Below are 18,522 nucleotides of genomic sequence, written 5' to 3' on the forward strand. Positions count from 1 at the left end.
CATATCTGCCACAAGACGCTCTTCATCAGCACGGCCTTGTGGAACACGGCGTTGTGTTGATCGATACTGCCTGAGCACCTTGCAGGCGCGGCGCTCTGATATGCCAAACTTCTCCCGAGCAGTATCGACGCATTGACGGCGACGAGAAGGGCTTAGTAGTTTCCCGAGGCGGCTTCAGCAAGGATAAGCTTGTCCAGCGTCAGATCCGATACGGCCTTGCGCAACCGCTCGTTCTCCTTCTGTAGACGCTTCAGCTCACGCAACTGGTCCGTCCCCATCCCGCCATACTGCTTCCGCCAGCGATAGTATGTCTGTTCCGTGATCCCGACCTGACGGATTGCGTCAACACGACCTTTCCCCTGGCCGACCAGAACCTCAATCTGGCGTTGTTTGCTAACAATCTCTTCGGGTTTGTGCCATCTCTTTCCCATACCGGTACCCCTCCTGTTTCATATAGTTACTAACATTCAGGGTGGACCAGTTAAATGGAGGAGGGTCAAGATAACAGAATGATTTTTGCTTTATTTTTACTTCTCTCCCGCCATATTCACAGATGCCTCCACATATTTCAGGATTAAGATCTTTGAGAAAATTTAACCGACTAAAAACGTTAGTATTCTGGAGGCCTTACTGGGAATCCGTCCACTAAAATGTATCATTCTTCTAATTAGGCAATTTTACAATTAAAGGCCTCTGGGTTGTAACAAAGTCCAACCCAAGCGGACGGCGTAAATTTTTGTTGGGCGGATTTGGTCAAAGTGCACTACAACCCACGCTCTATAACGTTATCGCTTTTTGTCTTGATTGTTTTAATTCATGCGGTGCGGGCTTTTACTTCTATTGATAGAAATCTGATTGGAGGGGATGCTGTTTGTATCTTTCATGAGCCTTCGGTATTTGTTGTTGGTGGTGATATTACCACTTTGATAATACAGGTGTAGTTCTGCATGAGCAAGGTGGTAGTTGTTGTGGTCACCGTAAGGCCTGTTCGTTTTTCTCTTTTTTAGGAGAGTTATCTCTCTCAGATAATGTGTTGGTTGTTGTCACTGTAGTACAACTGGGATGATCATTTTTCATATTGCTATCTCTACTTTTTCTTAGTGAATGTATTAATATATGGTGGCTTTTTTAGAGGTATGGGGAGGCGTGATTTATACGGAGCTGGGGACGAGTTTGTTTGGTCACGTGAGCATGTTTTGTCTATTGTAATACTATGAGATAGTGTTGATCTCTTCTTTGGATCTTATGGTGCCTGTCTTTGGTATTATATTGAGGGATCATGCCCTATGGCGATGTAGCACGTCTGTTGTCTATTAGGATGAGTGATGGTTATGGCAGGAGTTCTTATTATTATAAGCCGTAGTAGTCAGACTCTTTTAGAGAGTGTTTCCTTACAAGTTTTTAAAATTTGTGGGGAAAGCCTGTTTTCGTGATGGGCGAATTGTTTCTCTCTCCCAATTATAATATCCGTCCGGCAGATATGCCAGTGGATATGTTGATTATGCATTATACTGGCATGGCATCGGGAGAGGCAGCCCTTGCTAGATTGTGTGATCCGACAGCAAAGGTGAGTGCTCATTATCTAGTGGATCAGAATGGCGCAATTCATAAATTGGTGGCAGAAAAAAACCGTGCGTGGCATGCGGGGGCCTCTTGCTGGGCGGGGCGTGAGGATATCAACAGTCGATCAATAGGTATTGAGATTGTTAATCCGGGTCATGAGTTTGGTTATCAGAATTTTCCGGTATCGCAAATGGTTGCCGTTGTGGAGTTGGCCCAAGACATTGTAACACGCCATAAGATTAAACCTCCGCAGGTCTTGGGTCATTCGGACGTAGCACCCTTACGTCGAAGAGATCCAGGTGAGCATTTTGATTGGGCACTGCTAGCTAGCGCTAGTGTGGGGATGTGGGTTGAGCCTGCCCCTATAAAGGCATCGGCTAACGACGAGATAGATGCCGCTATTATACAGCGCTTGCTCGGCGCTTATGGATACCAGATTCCTACCACAGGATATTTTGATGATGAAACACGTGCAGTCATACGTGCGTTTCAGCGTCACTTTCGCCCAGCACGCATTGATGGTATGGCGGATGCCTCAACACTGTCTACTCTCGAGGTTTTGCTTTCTGCGGCGCGGCCTTTTGGTGTGAGTACTGCTTGACGCTGAAAAATCCACCCGCCATGATACCGTCGTCAGATGGCTGGATGACCACTATTTTAACAGATAGAGGAAAGTCCGGGCTCCACGGAAATACGGTGCCGGATAATGCCCGGCGAGGACGACCTAACGACAGGGTTGTCTTTAGGGAAAGTGTCGCAGAAAATATACCGCCTGTGTATATAGGTAAGGGTGAAATGGTGCGGTAAGAGCGCACCGCGCCTTCGGTAACGGAGGTGGCAGGGTAAACCCCACCGGGAGTAAGATCGAATAGAGGCGCATGGTTCAGCACTGCTGGCCGAATCTGTTTCCGGATTGTCGCCTGGGTAGGTTGCATGAGGTGTTCGGTAACGGATATCCTAGATGAATGGTCATCATTTCACTATTTTGTGGTGGAATACAGAACCCGGCTTATAGGCCATCTGGCTTTTTTCTTGATTTTTATGTGATCTGTGTTGTTTCGCTTGACTCTGTTGCTTTGTTTTAGGCGGGAAGGCTGTTTAGCATGTTGAAAGGCTTTTGTTCTTGGGTGAGCATAATTGTTCTCTCTATGTTCTTTTTTTGATGAAGCCTTGCCATATTTCTACTGTTTGTATCTATATTCCCATTGACACCCATACTATCCCATAGTACCCCATATAATTCTATACTTAGCCCAAACTAACCCGGAGATTGCAGTGGGTTGACTAGCAGACCAGTTAGTGGGGAAAAGTTGGGATTAAATGCTGGAAAATTTGAAAAAAATGAAGGGAGCGCCCACCGGAACTAATTAACAGCAAGAGGTCAATGGTGGGTATTGCGAGTGAGAACAGAAGAATGTACGGATTTCGTGGCATACACACGAACAAGTTGGACGCTAAGGGGCGCGTTTCTATTCCAGCGCGGTTTCGTGCTGTCCTTGAGAAGGACGAACTGAATAGTGTCATCTGCTATCCCTCCTTTAAGCAGGATGTTGTAGAGGCTGGCGGGCGACGTCTGATGGACGAACTAGATGGTATGCTGAATCGCTTAGATCCTTATTCTGACGAGCGGGAAGCTCTATCCCATGCCCTAATCGGGGCTAGTGAAGAATTATTGATGGATCAGGATGGTCGAGTAACCCTTCCAGAATCCTTACGCGAGATAGCGCACGTAACATCGTCGGTTACGTTTGTTGGGTTGGGTAACAAGTTTCAGTTCTGGCAACCAGAAGCCTATCAGGATCATTACGTTCAGGCGCGCGCCATGGCGCGTGAAAATCGCTTTTTACTACGTTCTCTAAACAAGGGGTCGGGTGATGGATAGGAGCACTTTGGTTCATGAGCCAGTGATGGTAGGTGAGATGTTGGCAGCATTAGCGCCAAAAGATAGCGGTCTTTATGTAGATGGTACCTTTGGGGGTGGAGGATATACACGCGCTATTTTGGATGCGGCGGATTGTTCGGTTGTAGCGCTAGATCGTGATCCTAATGCCATTGCTTGCGCTAGGAAGATAGGGGCTGAGTGTTTGAGTCGCATGGCAGTCATTGAGGGCCTTTTCGGTGACCTTGCACGTTTGCTAGATGAGAGAAACATTGCATCAGTTGATGGAGTGGTGCTGGATATCGGCATGTCATCGTTGCAGTTGGATGATGTGGCGCGTGGTTTTTCATTTCAGCATGATGGGCCTTTGGATATGCGTATGAGTGGTACGGGTCCGTGTGCGGCGATGGTTTTGAATACGCTGGATGAGTCTGTGTTGGCAGATATACTCTCGGCCTATGGTGAGGAGCGTCATGCGAGGCGGATTGCCCAGGCAATTGTTGAAGCTCGTGCTAAAGCACCCCTTTCTCGTACCAGTGAATTGGCAAACCTTATAGCGCGTGTGACGCCAAGGGTGGCTTCACAAGTAAAAAGAGGTGTAAATCCAGCTACGCGTACTTTTTTGGCGTTGAGGATTTTTGTGAATGATGAACTGCGCGAGCTAGCCAGTGCCCTTGGTGCCGCAGAGCAATGCTTGCGGGCAGGTGGGCGGCTTGTTGTGGTTTCTTTTCATTCTCTTGAGGATCGTATTGTTAAGAGGTTTTTGGAAAAAAGAAGTGCTGGGCGCATATCCACGTCGCGGCATCTACCTGATGTACCTTCTCCACCTCCATCTTTTCGGTTGTTATTTAGGGGAGTGAAAAAGCCAAGTAGTGAAGAAGTTTCGGTAAATGTCAGAGCGCGCTCAGCTCGTTTGCGAGCAGCTGAACGCACAGATGCATGTTCGTATCCTCTGGATTTTTTATCTCTGTCTCTTCCTATGGTTGAGTGCTCTTTAACAGGAGGTAGATAATGAGTACCCCCTTGCAAATTGGTATTGTGATATTGACCGTAGTGTTCTCGTTTGTTCTTTACCAAGTGAAATATGACGTAAGGGATAAACATATCACCCTTGCCACTTTACAGGATTATATCCTTCATGAGAAGGAGTCTATTCAGATTCTTGAGGCAGAATGGAGCTATCTCAATGACCCAGCCCGACTTCAGGATATCGTGCGCGCTCACGGTACTCTTCAGCCATTACAGGCAGGCCAAATACAAACTCTGAATGATTTGAGACCTCTAACGACTCTTCCTGTCTCTCAAGAGGGTGCGAAATAATGTCGTGGCGTTCGTCAGGGTATAGTCTGCCTAGAGATACATTCATCGGGCAAGATATGGCCATGTGGTCTGGTACCGCCCACGCCCATGGACAAGTGATAGCGGGTGGTCACCGCCGCTTAGCTATTATGGCAGGCCTGTTTGGTTTGGCGTTTGCGGCTTTATCAGGACGGTTGGTTGATGTTGCTTTGTTAGACGCCCCTGACAGTGGCTTGCGTCAAATTGGTACTGCCCAAGATAAGATAAGACGACCTAACCTGACGGATCGCTATGGCCGTTTGCTGGCAACTGACCTTGTAACGGTGTCTCTTTATGCCAATGCTACGCAGGTTCCCGATATTGATGTAGTCGCGAGCCGTTTAACGGCTACATTGCCCATCCTTGAGGAAAATGATGTTAGGGTGCGTCTTGAAACACAGCGGCCATTTATCTGGCTAGCACGTAAACTAACACCGGCTCAACATTACAAAACTCACAATCTTGGTATTCCTGGGCTGGGGTTTGTCAAGGAGATAAAACGGGTTTATCCTAGCGGTCCTGTTGCGTCTCATGTTTTGGGGTATGTGGATGTAGACAATAAAGGTATTGCCGGTATTGAAAAATATATAGACACTCGTGATGATATGAACTCCGGCAGTTCTGTTGCTCTCACCCTTGACCTTGCTGTTCAGCATGTGGTGCGCGATGAATTAAAAAAGGCCATGGAAGAGTTTAGATCTTCCGGCGCTATGGGTCTGTTGATGGATGTTCACAATGGTGAAATCATCGCTATGGTGTCTTTGCCGGATTTTGACCCTAACAATCCTAACAAGTTTTCTGATGGGGCGCGGTTTAATCGTGCAACTCTTGGGGTATATGAGATGGGGTCAACGTTTAAGGCTTTTACAACCGCCATTGCGCTAGAGGCCGGGACGGCAAAACTGACAGATAAGTACGACGCCACAGAGCCTATTTATGTATCAGGCTATGCCATTCGCGATTTTCATCCAGAAAAACGTTGGCTTACAGTTCCGGAGGTTTTTATCCATTCCTCTAATATAGGTACAGCGAGGATGATTATGGATGTAGGCAGTAATAATCATCAGACGTTTCTCAAAAGACTGGGCTTGCTGAATCCACTCCACGTAGAACTACCGGAGGTTGGGGCCCCTCTTATTCCTAAACGGTGGCGGACAATTAATAGCGTTACCATATCATACGGTTACGGCATGGCAGTTTCTCCCTTGCAGTTGATGAGTTCTATGGCCGTTTTGGTGAATGGTGGCTTTCGGGTGCAGCCTACTTTTGTGCGCGAGCGAGATCAGCCGCAAGAACTGGCAGGTGAGTGGGTGCGTATTGTTTCGCGACATACCAGTGAGGCTTTGCAGTCTTTGATGAAGATGGTGGTTGAACAGGGAACAGGTCGACAAGCTGCCACTTTGGGGTATAGCGTCATTGGTAAAACTGGCACAGCAGAAAAAGTTGTCAATGGGCGTTATGAAGAACGGCAATTGTTGACATCATTTTTTAGTGCATTTCCGGCGGAAGCACCGCGCTATGGTATGTTAATTTTACTAGATGACCCCCATGGTAATGAAAGCACGTACGGGTTTGCCACGGCGGGGTGGACAGCGGCTCCTGTGACAGGGCGTATTGTGGCGCGGATAGCACCTTTGTTGGGCCTTAGGCCTAAAGATCAACAAGCACCATCGGGACTTGAGGCGATAGCGGTTTCTTACGCAAGGTCGAGATGATGAGGGGTGTCGTGACACTTAGAGGATTGGTGAATACAGATGATTCTGTGGTTGCGTCATTGGCAGAAAAAACCATCACGGGTCTGACAGCAGATAGTCGAGAGGTGCAACCGGGATGGTTATTTGCAGCTTTACCGGGAGAGCATAACAATGGCCTTCAATTTATTGGGGAGGCCATAGGGCGGGGAGCTAGTGCCATTCTAGCACCGCTGGATACGCATCTGCCAGAAGATGCCACAAAGGTTGCTCTCATTATAGACGATAATCCACGCCGCCGCCTATCTCTCATGGCAGCGCGTTTTTATGAGTCTCAGCCCGACGTGGTAGTAGCCGTTACCGGTACCAATGGTAAGACATCAGTGGTTTCTTTTGTCAATGCTTTGTGGCGAGCGTTGGGCATTACAGGGGCTAGTATTGGTACGTTGGGAGTTGAGGGGGGAATGGAGGGTGCAAGCAAGCCAACCCTAACGACGCCAGACTCTGTGAGCATGCATAGGATGTTGAGTAGGTTGGCCAGAGCCGGTGTTTCTCACGTAGCGCTGGAGGCATCCAGTCATGGTCTAGCGCAGTATCGTTTGGATGGTGTGCGGTTGGCGGCGGCAGTGTTTACCAATTTAAGTCGCGATCATATGGATTATCACGGAGATGTTAGTTCTTACAAAAATTCTAAATTGCGTTTGTTCAATGAATTGTTGCCTAAGGGTGGGCTTGCGGTTTTGAATGGTGCTGTAGATGATTATCCTGATTTTGACTCTCTGTGCCGTAAACGTGGTCATCGCATTCTAACTGTTGGCGGAAAAGGGGGCAGTTTTTACCTTGCAGACGTTGACCCTTATTCTGAAGGGCAACGTCTGACGCTTATTTATGAGGGGCAGTGTTATAGGGCTAACCTGCCTTTGGTAGGGGAGTTTCAAGCTATTAATGCACTCATGGCTGCCGCTTTGGTAATAGGGCTTGGAGTAGACCCTGCATTGGTGTTTGAAGCTTTGTCGACTCTTGAAAGTGTGCCGGGTCGTATGGAGGAAGTAGGTCGTACAACTGAAAACGCGCCGGTTTATGTGGATTATGCGCACACCCCCGATGCTTTATCGCATGTGTTGCGGGCTGTTCGAGCACATGTTGGGGGGCAGTTGTTATTGGTGTTTGGATGCGGTGGAGATAGAGATCGTGGCAAGCGGGCAGAGATGGGAGAGGTAGCTTCTCGTCTTGCTGATAAGGTTTGGGTTACGGATGATAATCCCCGCACAGAAGATGCAGCAGCTATTCGGGCAGCTGTTTTAGCGGCTTGTCCTGATGCTGATGAGCGAGATGATCGTGCGATAGCCATTGCGGAGGCTATTAGAGCATTGACTCCTCATGATGCGTTAATTATTGCGGGTAAGGGTCATGAAACGGGTCAGGTTATTGGCGATCAGGTAATAGAGTTTTGTGACCGTGAGGTTGCACGCTCTGTTTTAGTGGGGGCAAAGCCATGACCTTGTGGACTGCGGCTGATGCAATGGCGGCCATTGGTGGTACGGGGCCTTTGGGATGGCGGGCGGAGGGAATTTCCATTGATACGCGCACTCTAGTAGAAGGGGATTTGTTCGTTGCTCTTGAAGGTCCTAATTTTGACGGTCATGATTTTCTTCCGAATGCTTTTGCGGCGGGTGCGGTCGCAGCAGTGGTATCGCGTGCAGACAGGGCAGAATCCGGCGCTCTGATTCAAGTGGAGGATACGTTGCAGGCGCTTGGAGATTTAGGACGCGCTGCTAGGCAACGCACACAAGCGCGTATTCTTGCTATTACGGGCAGTGTTGGCAAAACCGGCGCGGTACAGGCGCTTGTTAGCGCTCTGGAAGTTCAGGGTGTGGCTCATGCTTCTGCGCATTCCTATAACAACCATTGGGGTGTGCCGTTAAGTCTGGCGCGTATGGCCTCCGGTAGTAACTATGGCCTGTTTGAGATTGGCATGAACCATGCTGGAGAAATTGGACCTCTTTCGCACATGGTTTCGCCTCATGTAGCGCTGATTACCAATGTAGAAGCAGCGCATCTGGCTGCATTCAATAGTATAGAAGAGGTAGCGGCTGCTAAAGCAGAAATTTTTAGTGGTCTGCAAGCGGGCGGGACTGCCGTTATCAATCGGGACAATGCCCATTATGAGCAACTGAGGGAAGCGGCCGATGCAGAGGGAGTTGATCACTTTATTACATTTGGTGGGGCTTCTGATGCTGACGTGCGACTTCTTAAGATGGGCCTTCACGGAGAGTGTTCTTGTGTGAGAGTTGATGTGATGGGGGAAAGAATCACTTATAAGCTGGGCGCGCCAGGGCGTTATCTTGTTATGAATAGTCTGGGATGGTTGGCATGTTTGAAGGCTCTTGGGGCTGATCTTACACGGGCAGCGTTGCAGTGGGCGGGTATGAGAATCTTTGCGGGGCGGGGACTTCATTACATTGTAGACAGCGTGAGCGGACGGTTCACTTTGGTGGATGAAAGTTACAACGCTAATCCGGCTTCCATGGTAGCAGCCATTGAAACGTTGGGCAGAGCACGTGTTTCACGTCAAGCAAAGCGAATTGCAGTACTGGGGGACATGATGGAGTTGGGTGCAACTGCCGATGACTGGCATCGTCGGCTGGCTCCCACCATTGAACAAGCCAATGTTGATTTAGTGTTCACCTGTGGGCCGCACATGAGAAATCTTTATGAGGCATTGCCTTCTCGTTATAGGGGGGGGCATGGTGTTGATGCTACTGCTCTCGTTCCTATAGTTCAAAGCGTTGTGGGGGCGGGTGATGTAGTGATGGTTAAGGGGTCTCATGACTCTCGTATGTCTATTGTCGTTCAGTCTCTTCGTTCCCTTGAGGGCGGCGCTTTGTTGTTTTCCGGTGATATAAGCCCAGCTACAACCAATACTGCAACGAACGGGAGCGTATAGTTATGCTGTATACCCTGTTCATTGAAGTTTTGTTTGATGTTAGTGGCGCGAATTTATTTCGCTACATTACCTTCCGCGCAGCAGGCGCACTTATGACAGCACTGCTTATTAGCCTGCTCGCAGGACCCTCCATCATACGGTGGCTTGCCAGGCAACAAGGCGAAGGCCAGCCGGTACGAGGTGATGGTCCCAAAAGCCATTTGATTTCTAAAAAAGGCACTCCTACCATGGGTGGTTTGCTCATTCTTATGGCGTTGGTAATCTCTACGTTGCTTTGGGCGGATATTCGCAATCCATACGTCCAGATCGTTTTAATGGTAACGGTTGGTTTTGGCATGGTTGGCTTTGCAGATGATATGCGCCAACTGATGCGCCGGTCTTCGGTTGGTTTGCCGGGTTGGATCAAACTGGGGTTAGAGGGAATTATTGCGCTGGTGGGCGTTTATCTACTGACTCTCCATGCGCCAGTAGGCTTAACAGATACGATTGCCGTTCCTTTTTTCAAATCTGTGCTTATTCCTTTAGGGGGTGGGTTTTTGCTGTTCGGTGTGTTTGTGATTGTGGGTGCTTCCAATGCAGTAAATTTGACAGATGGGTTGGACGGCCTTGCTATTGTACTGGTGATGATTGCAACAGCGACGTTCGGCATTATTGCCTATCTCGCCGGTAATGCACAGTTTGCACAATATCTTAATCTCCATGCCATGCCTGGCACGGGCGAGTTAACAGTGTTTTGCGGAGCACTTGTCGGATCTGGCTTAGGGTTCCTCTGGTACAATGCTCCGCCCGCCATGGTGTTTATGGGAGACACGGGTTCATTGTCTTTGGGCGGAGCGCTTGGGGCTATCAGCATCGCCACCAAACATGAATTGGTATTAGCTGTTGTAGGGGGAATTTTTGTTTTGGAGGCCATTTCAGTCATTGTGCAGGTAGTATCTTTCAAACTAACGGGACGACGGGTTTTTCTCATGGCTCCTGTTCATCATCATTTTGAAGAAAAGGGCTGGGTGGAATCGACGATTGTTATCCGCTTTTGGATTATCGCACTTGTCCTAGCGCTTATCGGCCTTTCCACGTTGAAGTTGAGATAGCTGCCCATGATTGCCGTCACAGAGTACAAAGGAGAAACCGTAGCAGTGTTGGGGCTTGGGCGTTCGGGTCTGGCTACAGCAAAAGCGCTTGATGCGGGCGGAGCGCAAGTTATTGCTTGGGATGATGATCCGGCTCGGTGTGATGATGGTGTGGCGGAAGGGTTTGTTATTGCCGACCCAGAAACATCTCTGTGGCGTGGGGCTAAAGCTATGATGCCTAGTCCCGGTATTATGCCCACTCACAGTGCTTTGGAAGCAGCTCGTGCGTGCAACATGGATATCGTTGGCGATATTGCATTGTTCTGTCGCGCAGTGAGAACAACACCTTTCGTGAGGTTGGTTGCTATTACTGGCACTAACGGTAAGTCTACTACCACCGCTCTGGTTAATCACATTTTGCAAAAAGCGGGTGTGTTAGTTGAGATGGGCGGCAATATTGGTGTGCCAGCGTTGCAACTCTCTCCGCCCAAACCTGAGAAAGTTTATGTATTGGAGGTTTCCTCTTTTCAGCTAGAAACGGCGGGTGATTTAGCTGTTAATATTGCTGTCTTGTTGAACATATCTCCGGATCATCTGGAGCGTCATCATACGTTGGATTCTTATGCTGGTTTGAAGGCGCGTATTTTTGCCGGACAGAGTGAGGGTGATGTCTCTATTATTGGTGTAGACGACCTCCATGGGCGTAAGTTGATGAATGAGTTAAAGGATAGAACGCCAGTTAAACTTGTTCCACTTTCTATAAGTCACGATTGCGAGGGTGGCCTCTATGTAAGGAATGGTGTTTTGTTTGATGCAATGAAGGCTTCTGCGCAGGCAGTCGCGGACCTCAAAACCACAAGGGTGTTGTCAGGGCCTCATAATTGGCAAAACGCTGCTGCTGCTTATGGTATTGCCCGTAGCCTTGGTGTTGAGAAGACATCTATTGTAGGGGCTTTTTCTGATTTCTCTGGATTACCTCACCGCATGGAGATGGTTGCCGAACGAGATGGTGTGCGTTTTGTTAACGATAGTAAAGCTACCAATGCGGCAGCAACAGCTCAGGCCTTAGCAACTTATGATCGTATTTTCTGGATTGCAGGGGGTGTTACCAAGCAGTATGACGCAGGCGTGGAGGCTTTACCTCTTGAGAACCTAGTGCGGGCATATTTGATTGGTGAGGCAGCGGCAGACTTTGCGCACCAACTTGGCGATAAGGTTGATCATGGGTGTTATGATTCTCTAGCGGATGCAATACGAGTGGCAGCTCATGATGCGTGGATGGAGGCGCGTTCTGGCCGAGGTGTTGTTGTTGTGCTGTTATCGCCTGCCTGTGCTTCTTACGATCAGTTTTCCAATTTTGAGGTACGAGGGGAGGTGTTTCGGGCGGTGGTTCAGGATGTGATGGAGAGGATGCCCTCATGATGACGATAAACCGCACAGACCAAAGTTTAATTGGTGAGTGGTGGTGGACCATAGACCGTTGGGCGTTAGCCGCTGTGTTAGCCTTGATATCTATCGGTGCTGTTCTTATTTTGGCGGCAAGCCCAGGGGTCGCTGTGCGATTACGCCTTGACCCATTCCATTTTATTTACCGCCAGTTTGTTTTTCTGGTTCCTGCTCTTGTAGTATTGATAGGATCTTCACTTTTAACGCCAAGACAGGTTTTTCGTGTAAGCGCTATACTTTTTGTTGTGAGCTACGTTCTTATGGTGATGACACTTATCATTGGGCCTGATGTCAATGGATCTACCCGTTGGCTTTCCCTTGGGGGGTTGTCGATTCAACCCTCAGAGTTCATGAAGCCATCTCTAACGGTGCTTATAGCTTGGTTATTGACAGAAGGTTCATCCGATTATGGGGGTAGCAGAAATTCTGCGCCCACCTTATACAGTAAATCTATTTCTACAGCCTTGGTTGGTGTGGTGGTTATTGTTTTAGCATTGCAGCCTGATTTTGGTCAGGCTGTGTTGTTATTAGCACTTTGGGGTGGTCTGCTTTTTGTTGCAGGCTTACCTATGATATGGGTCGGGGGGCTTGGGTTGGGAGCGATGGCTTTTGCGGGAGGAGCTTATCTGTGGATGCCTCATGTAACAAGCCGCATTGACCTTTTTCTTTATCCAGAGCAAAGAGATAATTATCAGATAGACCAAGCATTAGAGGCCTTTCGTGCTGGAGGCTTTACTGGGCGTGGACCAGGTGAAGGGCAAGTTAAGGCCATCTTGCCGGATGCTCATACCGATTACATCTTTGCTGTGGCTGTAGAAGAATATGGTTTTATCGCTGGAGCGCTGATTATTGTCCTGTTTGCTTTCATTGTGTTGCGCAGTTTGTTGCGTAGTATGAAGGAGAGTGATCGTTTTGCTCAATTTTCTGGCTCTGCCCTTGTGGGTCTGTTCGGGGCGCAAGCTCTATTTAATCTAGGCGTTAATCTCAATGTGTTGCCATCTAAAGGTATGACTTTACCGTTTATTTCTTATGGTGGGTCATCTTTGTTAGCATTGTCGCTGACTATGGGTATGGCGTTGGCATTAACTCGTCGCCGTCCGGGGTGTGCATATGCGATTGTTCTTTCGTGCCCATTGAGAGAGTCTTCATGAAGTCACGATTTTATAGTAAAGATCAACGTCTGGTGGCTATTGCTACCGGTGGCACTGGCGGACATTTGTTTCCAGGACTAGCGTTAGCAGAAGAATTAGGCCGTCGAGGGTATGGTGTTGTCTTAATGACAGATGAACGCATGGCTACGATTGCTCATAGTTCTTTTGAGGTAGGCGATATTTACGTCCTGCCTAGTGCCACGTTTTCAGGGCGACGTAACATCATGCTACTTGTAGCTTTTTGCAATATTCTACGCGGAGTATGGCGCTCATGGAAGATTATAAGGCAACTACGTCCGGCTGTTGTTGTTGGTTTTGGAGGTTATCCAAGTTTACCCCCGCTTGTGGCAGCGTGGTTGAGACGGGTTCCGTTTTGCCTTCATGAGCAAAACGCTGTTATGGGACGTGTGAACAGGTTTATGGCTTTTGGTGCTTCTGGTGTGGCCGCAGGATTTAGTGAGCCAATCGGGTTTAAAGCGGCGATACGCAAACGTTTAACGATAACCGGTAATCCAGTGCGGAGCGTTGTGCAGAAGTATGCGTCTTCACCTTATCAAGTTTCACAAGGATCCGACCCCTTCCGACTTTTAGTTGTTGGAGGTAGTCAGGGTGCGCGGTTGCTGGATGATGTAATGCCTTGCGCCTGTGCTAATTTGCCACTAGCTCTGAAGGCACGTATGCGGATTACTCAGCAATGTCGTCCAGAAAATACGTTAAGGGTGCGGAACGCCTATAAAGAGGCGGGGATTTCGGCCATTGTAGAGGATTTTTACAACGACTTACCGAAGAGGATGATGGAATCTCATCTTATTATTGCACGCGCGGGGGCTTCTTGTGTGAGTGAGTTAGCGGTCATAGGTCGTCCGTCTGTTTTAACACCCCTTGCGGGCACGTTGGACGGTGATCAAGTGGCAAACGCTCAATATCTTAGTCACGTTGGCGCTGCTTGGGTGATACCACAGGAGTCATTTACCCCTGAAGCTGTATCAACTCTGCTAGTAGAATTAGCTACAACGCCGGGTCAACTAGAAAAAGTTGCTGATGCGGCTTTGCAGGAAGGACGTCCTAATGCGGTATGCTTATTGGCTGATTTGGTAGAAGAATTATGCGGTAACAAAGGACGCAAGCGACACTCAGGGCGACAGGACTCATCATCTCAAAACTTTATAGAATTCCTCGCCATAATGCTGAAATACCGGAGTTGGAGAGGTCAAATCTCGTGACAGCTCTTTCTGTAGATATAGGTGTTATTCATTTTGTTGGCATTGGTGGTGTTGGCATGAGCGGTATTGCAGAAGTTATGCATAATCTGGGCTATCAGGTGCAGGGCAGTGATATTAGCGAAAACACCAATGTGAAGCGCTTGCGGGGATTGGGTGTTCCTGTTGAGGTGCGGCACCATGAAGACAATATAAAAAACGCGAACGCTGTCGTTGTATCCTCCGCGGTGCAGACAGATAACCCAGAACTTGTGGCGTCTCGCGCTTATGGGATACCGGTTGTGCGTCGTGCAGAAATGTTGGCAGAGTTGATGCGTCTTAAGTCTAGCGTTGCAATTGCAGGCACTCACGGTAAAACCACCACTACGGCTTTGGTAGCTGCCATTTTGGATGCAGCGGGATTTGATCCAACCATGATTAACGGCGGCATTGTTAATGCGTATGGAGCAACGGGTCGGTTGGGGGCCGGGGGTTGGATTGTGGTAGAAGCAGATGAGTCTGATGGCACTTTTATGCGCTTGCCCGCAACAGTTGCTGTGGTGACCAATCTTGATCCAGAGCATTTGGATCATTATGGAGATTTCAATGCTCTAAAAGAGTCGTTTCATATATTTTTGGAAAACATTCCATTTTATGGGTTTGCGGTTTTGTGTATAGATCATCCTGATGTGCAAGCGCTGGCGGGGCGTATCCGGGACCGTCGGGTGATTACGTATGGCATGAACACGCAGGCCGATGTGCGAACTTCCAGTATGCACTATGAGAAAAACGGTGTGGTTTTTGACGTAACACTCACTGGAAAACGGGATTCGGCAGAACAAACGCTGAAAGATTTTTATCTGCCTATGCCTGGTAGGCATAACATGTTGAACGCTTTGGCAGCCATTGCGGTTTCTCTTAATTTGGGGGTGGATAGCAATGTTATTCGTCAGGGATTATCAAATTTTTCCGGTATACACCGGCGTTTTACTCTTGTGGATACATGGAATGGTGTACGGATTTATGACGACTACGGTCACCACCCGGCAGAAATCTCTGTTGTTCTCAAGGCTGCTCGTGAGATGACAAAAGGACGGCTCGTAGCAGTCGTGCAACCCCATCGGTATAGTCGTTTGCAGGCTCTTTTTGATGATTTCTGTGTCTCGCTGAGCGAAGCCGATAGAGTCATTGTTACACCTGTTTATGCTGCTGGTGAAGCACCACAGGAAGGCATCACTCATGAGGCCTTGGCGAGCAGTTTGATGGCGCGTGGTCATCGTGGGGCAAGCGTTTTAGATAATCATGAAGATTTAGCGTCAGCGCTGGCAGATTATTTGCAGTCAGACGATACAGTTGTTTGCCTAGGAGCTGGCAACATCACCGACTGGGCGCATGCATTGCCGGCGGCTCTTGAGACCTTTTTCTGCCAAGCAGGGAGGGTAGCATAATGAGTCAGATATCTATTAGTGCATCTTCGTATCCAAATGTGGCGCTATCTATACCGCAAACGCGGGGACACCTCAAGAGAAATGCAGACCTTGCTCCCGTTACATGGTTTCGGGTGGGGGGTGCTGCTGACTTTTTATTTGTTCCGGCAGATGGCGATGATTTAGCGGCCTTTTTTCAGGAACTGCCACAAGACATCCCGGTCATGATGATGGGGGTTGGGTCAAATCTTTTAGTGCGGGATGGTGGTGTTCGCGGCGTGGTAGTGCGGCCTGGTGCAGGTTTGGGGAGTGTTACTGTTGAGCCTAACCACAAAATAAGAGTTGGTGTCGGAGCTCTAGATAGTGCGGTGGCGCGGGCGGCTTTGGAGGTAGAAATTAGCGGGTTTGAATTTTTACGTGGTATTCCTGGGTCAATAGGTGGTGCATTGGCTATGAATGCCGGTTGTTATGGCTCTGAGATTAGTGAGAGAATTGTAGAAGTTACGGCATTAGATCGTCAGGGGACGTATCATAACCTGAATCCAGCGAATATGGGCTTTTCTTATCGCTATACGGCAGCAGCAGATAAAGGCCTCTTCTTTGTGGAGGCATTATTGCAGGGGGCATCAGGTAATCGGGAGTCTATTACCGCTACGATGATAAAAATCACAGAATCCAGAGAAGTATCTCAACCCATGCGCACTCGAACCGGAGGTAGTACATTTAAAAATCCCCCAAAGGCTGTATCTGGTGGGCGCAAAGCTTGGCAGTTAATTGATGCGGCAGGCGGTCGAGGGTTATCTTATGGCAATGCGCTTGTTTCTACACAGCATTGTAATTTTCTCATCAATCAAGGAGAGGCCACCGCGACAGAATTGGAAACCCTAGGTAATATGGTGCGGGAGCGTGTTCTTGAAAACAGTGGCGTTAATCTGCAATGGGAAATTCGGCGAATTGGGGAGGCCGTCTCGTGACGGCTCATTCTCATGTTGCTGTTTTGATGGGTGGTTGCTCGGCAGAGCGAGAGATAAGTCTCATCACAGGTCGAGGGTGCACTGAGGCCTTGCGCGAGCATGGGTATCAGGTAACGGAAATAGATGTGGATTTTACCATCACCGAAACATTAATGGAGACAAAGCCCGATGTAGTATTTAACGCCTTGCATGGTCCAGGCGGTGAAGATGGCTGTATCCAAGGGCTACTGGAAATCCTTAAGATACCCTATACCCATTCGGGAGTATCGGCTTCGGCTCTGGCTATGAATAAGCATTACGCCAAGGCTATTTTTAGAGATGCTGGTCTACCAGTAGCAGATAGTATTACGTCAACATGGCAAGAGGTGCTCTCTGTGCCTCCCATGAAACCTCCTTATGTTATAAAACCCATCAATCAAGGCTCTAGCGTTGGTGTGTATATTATACACGTTGGAGATAATAGCCTCCCCGATGCTCTGGGTTTGAAGCTTGGGGGGGAAGCAGTGATGGTGGAACGTTATGTTCCAGGTCGAGAGTTAACATGTGCCGTTATGGAAAATCGGGCTTTGGAGGTAATAGAAATTACTCCAAGTGAATCTTTTTACAATTATGAAGCCAAATATGAGGTTGGCAAGTCAGAGCATGTTTTGCCGGCTGATTTACCGGTGGATATCTATCAGAGTGTCCAGAACATAACCCTTGAAGCTCATAATCTGCTTGGATGTCAAGGGGTAACACGGGCGGACTTCCGCTTTGATGAGTCACGTTCAGGCATCGGACTGGTGTTACTTGAGATAAATACTCAGCCAGGCATGACGCCCGTATCGCTGGTACCGAAACTGGCAGCTTACGAAGGCATTTCTTATAGCGACTTAGTATGCCGCATGGTGGAGGACGCTTCATGCAGCCGTTAAAACAGCATATGCTTTATGTAAGGCGCTGGTTGCAGCGCAAATTGTGGCAGAGGTTGGTGAGCGAGGCTTTTGGAGTTTGGCTTCTTGTGGGGTTAGTTTTTGGGTTTGTGTTATTCAGTATCGGGTATGGCCTTGTGTGGGGAGGCCATGTAGCGCGGGTTATTGCCATGGGGCAAGCGCATATAAACGAAACCCTCAAAGAGTCGGGGTTCGTTGTTGATACTGTGATGATTCAAGGTCGCAAAAATCTGCCCCGTCATGTGTTGCGGGAGGCTTTGGGGCCGATACCCTCATTAGGGGTTAGTCTGTTTCTAGACATTGAGGACGTACAGGCACGTATTGAACAGCTCGGTTGGATTGAAAGGGCCATAGTTTCTAGGCGGTTGCCGGGCCGTCTGCTGGTGACACTCCATGAGCGTATCCCTTTTGCGCGATGGGCTGAGGAAGGTTCGGTATTTTTGCTGGACCGTGAGGGTTATGTAATCACAGATACAGGCGTGGTCAAGTTTACAGCGCTTCCTCTACTGAAAGGAATTGGTGCACCGCGAGGAGCTGGAAATTTGTTTAATAATCTCTCTAGCCTGCCAGCGTTGTCGTCTCGTATTCGAGTGGCGGTGCGGGTTGGTAATCGGCGTTGGAACCTTCGCCTTGATAATGGTTCAGAGATTTATCTACCAGAAGAAAATCCAATTGAAGTGTTGGCGTATCTTATGACAATTGATAGCTCTCATAAGATACTAGAGCGGTGCCCTGAGGTTATTGATTTACGCTTGTCCGATAGAGTGACTATTCGCATGGGCGATGACACGCGTCCACTATATCCAGATATGGTATCAGACATCCAAGAAGAGTCAGAACGAGAGCTAATTGTTACAGGGGGTCGGCGAACATGAGCACCACGGCTTCTCTACGTAACGCAACAA

16 protein-coding genes, 1 other RNA gene and 1 pseudogene are annotated in these 18,522 nt (G+C 48.5%); 17 read left to right on the forward strand and 1 reads right to left on the reverse strand.

All coding sequences use genetic code 11. The features are described 5' to 3' along the window. A pseudogene (locus V6Z81_02975) lies at positions 1 to 431 on the reverse strand (transposase). 327 nt (positions 432 to 758) lie between these two features. Here V6Z81_02975 and V6Z81_02980 point away from each other — a divergent pair. From V6Z81_02980 to V6Z81_03060, 17 genes are all read left to right on the forward strand, one after another. Next, positions 759 to 941, forward strand: a complete 183-nt coding sequence (locus tag V6Z81_02980) for a hypothetical protein (protein MEG9861454.1) — start codon at positions 759 to 761, stop codon at positions 939 to 941. Positions 942 to 1,432: 491 nt separating this feature from the next. After that, the gene (locus V6Z81_02985) at positions 1,433 to 2,164 is read left to right on the forward strand and encodes an N-acetylmuramoyl-L-alanine amidase (GenBank protein ID MEG9861455.1); all 732 of its coding nucleotides are present in this window, start codon (positions 1,433 to 1,435) and stop codon (positions 2,162 to 2,164) included. A gap of 32 nt (positions 2,165 to 2,196) precedes the next feature. Then, positions 2,197 to 2,591, forward strand: an RNA gene (rnpB, locus tag V6Z81_02990) — RNase P RNA component class A. Positions 2,592 to 2,977: 386 nt separating this feature from the next. After that, positions 2,978 to 3,445, forward strand: coding sequence for a hypothetical protein (locus V6Z81_02995; GenBank protein MEG9861456.1), 468 nt, complete (start codon positions 2,978 to 2,980; stop codon positions 3,443 to 3,445). Continuing rightward, the gene (gene rsmH, locus V6Z81_03000; GenBank protein ID MEG9861457.1) at positions 3,438 to 4,454 is read left to right on the forward strand and encodes a 16S rRNA (cytosine(1402)-N(4))-methyltransferase RsmH; all 1,017 of its coding nucleotides are present in this window, start codon (positions 3,438 to 3,440) and stop codon (positions 4,452 to 4,454) included. Before V6Z81_02995 ends, rsmH begins: the two co-directional genes overlap by 8 nt. Then, a complete protein-coding gene (locus tag V6Z81_03005; GenBank protein MEG9861458.1) occupies positions 4,454 to 4,762 on the forward strand; it encodes a hypothetical protein in 309 nt (102 codons plus the stop codon). Before rsmH ends, V6Z81_03005 begins: the two co-directional genes overlap by 1 nt. Then, entirely contained in the window at positions 4,762 to 6,495 is a 1,734-nt protein-coding gene (locus tag V6Z81_03010) for a penicillin-binding protein 2 (protein MEG9861459.1), read from the forward strand. The genes V6Z81_03005 and V6Z81_03010 overlap by 1 nt, the downstream gene beginning before the upstream one ends. 11 nt (positions 6,496 to 6,506) lie before the next feature. Continuing rightward, complete coding sequence (locus V6Z81_03015) at positions 6,507 to 7,970, forward strand: UDP-N-acetylmuramoyl-L-alanyl-D-glutamate--2,6-diaminopimelate ligase (GenBank protein ID MEG9861460.1); 1,464 nt, start codon at positions 6,507 to 6,509, stop codon at positions 7,968 to 7,970. Beyond that, positions 7,967 to 9,418: a UDP-N-acetylmuramoylalanyl-D-glutamyl-2,6-diaminopimelate--D-alanyl-D-alanine ligase gene (locus V6Z81_03020; GenBank protein ID MEG9861461.1), complete on the forward strand. Its 1,452-nt coding sequence runs from the start codon at positions 7,967 to 7,969 to the stop codon at positions 9,416 to 9,418. The genes V6Z81_03015 and V6Z81_03020 overlap by 4 nt, the downstream gene beginning before the upstream one ends. A 2-nt stretch (positions 9,419 to 9,420) precedes the next feature. Next, a complete protein-coding gene (mraY, locus tag V6Z81_03025; protein MEG9861462.1) occupies positions 9,421 to 10,509 on the forward strand; it encodes a phospho-N-acetylmuramoyl-pentapeptide-transferase in 1,089 nt (362 codons plus the stop codon). Between the two features lie 6 nt (positions 10,510 to 10,515). Beyond that, positions 10,516 to 11,910 carry a UDP-N-acetylmuramoyl-L-alanine--D-glutamate ligase gene (murD, locus tag V6Z81_03030; protein ID MEG9861463.1) on the forward strand — a complete coding sequence of 465 codons (1,395 nt, stop codon included), beginning with the start codon at positions 10,516 to 10,518 and terminating at the stop codon, positions 11,908 to 11,910. Further along, complete coding sequence (locus V6Z81_03035) at positions 11,907 to 13,085, forward strand: putative peptidoglycan glycosyltransferase FtsW (protein MEG9861464.1); 1,179 nt, start codon at positions 11,907 to 11,909, stop codon at positions 13,083 to 13,085. The genes murD and V6Z81_03035 overlap by 4 nt, the downstream gene beginning before the upstream one ends. After that, positions 13,082 to 14,308, forward strand: coding sequence for an undecaprenyldiphospho-muramoylpentapeptide beta-N-acetylglucosaminyltransferase (gene murG, locus V6Z81_03040; protein ID MEG9861465.1), 1,227 nt, complete (start codon positions 13,082 to 13,084; stop codon positions 14,306 to 14,308). The genes V6Z81_03035 and murG overlap by 4 nt, the downstream gene beginning before the upstream one ends. Next, positions 14,305 to 15,732: a UDP-N-acetylmuramate--L-alanine ligase gene (murC, locus tag V6Z81_03045; GenBank protein ID MEG9861466.1), complete on the forward strand. Its 1,428-nt coding sequence runs from the start codon at positions 14,305 to 14,307 to the stop codon at positions 15,730 to 15,732. The genes murG and murC overlap by 4 nt, the downstream gene beginning before the upstream one ends. Then, complete coding sequence (murB, locus tag V6Z81_03050) at positions 15,732 to 16,685, forward strand: UDP-N-acetylmuramate dehydrogenase (protein MEG9861467.1); 954 nt, start codon at positions 15,732 to 15,734, stop codon at positions 16,683 to 16,685. The genes murC and murB overlap by 1 nt, the downstream gene beginning before the upstream one ends. Further along, entirely contained in the window at positions 16,682 to 17,599 is a 918-nt protein-coding gene (locus V6Z81_03055) for a D-alanine--D-alanine ligase (protein ID MEG9861468.1), read from the forward strand. Before murB ends, V6Z81_03055 begins: the two co-directional genes overlap by 4 nt. Beyond that, positions 17,587 to 18,492, forward strand: a complete 906-nt coding sequence (locus V6Z81_03060) for a cell division protein FtsQ/DivIB (protein MEG9861469.1) — start codon at positions 17,587 to 17,589, stop codon at positions 18,490 to 18,492. Before V6Z81_03055 ends, V6Z81_03060 begins: the two co-directional genes overlap by 13 nt. Positions 18,493 to 18,522: the final 30 nt, after the last annotated feature.

The organism is Parvularculales bacterium (assembly GCA_036881865.1).
In the GTDB taxonomy this organism is placed as follows: Bacteria; Pseudomonadota; Alphaproteobacteria; order JAPOUT01; family JBAJNM01; genus JBAJNM01.

What these genes read in the sequence shown, in the direction of transcription:
- V6Z81_03035 (MEG9861464.1), top strand. Translation starts at nt 11,907, where the DNA reads ATGATGACGATAAACCGCACAGACCAAAGTTTAATTGGTGAGTGGTGG.
- rsmH (MEG9861457.1), top strand. Translation starts at nt 3,438, where the DNA reads ATGGATAGGAGCACTTTGGTTCATGAGCCAGTGATGGTAGGTGAGATG.
- murB (MEG9861467.1), top strand. Translation starts at nt 15,732, where the DNA reads ATGAGTCAGATATCTATTAGTGCATCTTCGTATCCAAATGTGGCGCTA.
- V6Z81_03005 (MEG9861458.1), top strand. Translation starts at nt 4,454, where the DNA reads ATGAGTACCCCCTTGCAAATTGGTATTGTGATATTGACCGTAGTGTTC.
- V6Z81_02985 (MEG9861455.1), top strand. Translation starts at nt 1,433, where the DNA reads ATGGGCGAATTGTTTCTCTCTCCCAATTATAATATCCGTCCGGCAGAT.
- murD (MEG9861463.1), top strand. Translation starts at nt 10,516, where the DNA reads ATGATTGCCGTCACAGAGTACAAAGGAGAAACCGTAGCAGTGTTGGGG.
- V6Z81_02995 (MEG9861456.1), top strand. Translation starts at nt 2,978, where the DNA reads ATGTACGGATTTCGTGGCATACACACGAACAAGTTGGACGCTAAGGGG.
- V6Z81_03020 (MEG9861461.1), top strand. Translation starts at nt 7,967, where the DNA reads ATGACCTTGTGGACTGCGGCTGATGCAATGGCGGCCATTGGTGGTACG.
- V6Z81_03060 (MEG9861469.1), top strand. Translation starts at nt 17,587, where the DNA reads ATGCAGCCGTTAAAACAGCATATGCTTTATGTAAGGCGCTGGTTGCAG.
- murG (MEG9861465.1), top strand. Translation starts at nt 13,082, where the DNA reads ATGAAGTCACGATTTTATAGTAAAGATCAACGTCTGGTGGCTATTGCT.
- V6Z81_03010 (MEG9861459.1), top strand. Translation starts at nt 4,762, where the DNA reads ATGTCGTGGCGTTCGTCAGGGTATAGTCTGCCTAGAGATACATTCATC.
- mraY (MEG9861462.1), top strand. Translation starts at nt 9,421, where the DNA reads ATGCTGTATACCCTGTTCATTGAAGTTTTGTTTGATGTTAGTGGCGCG.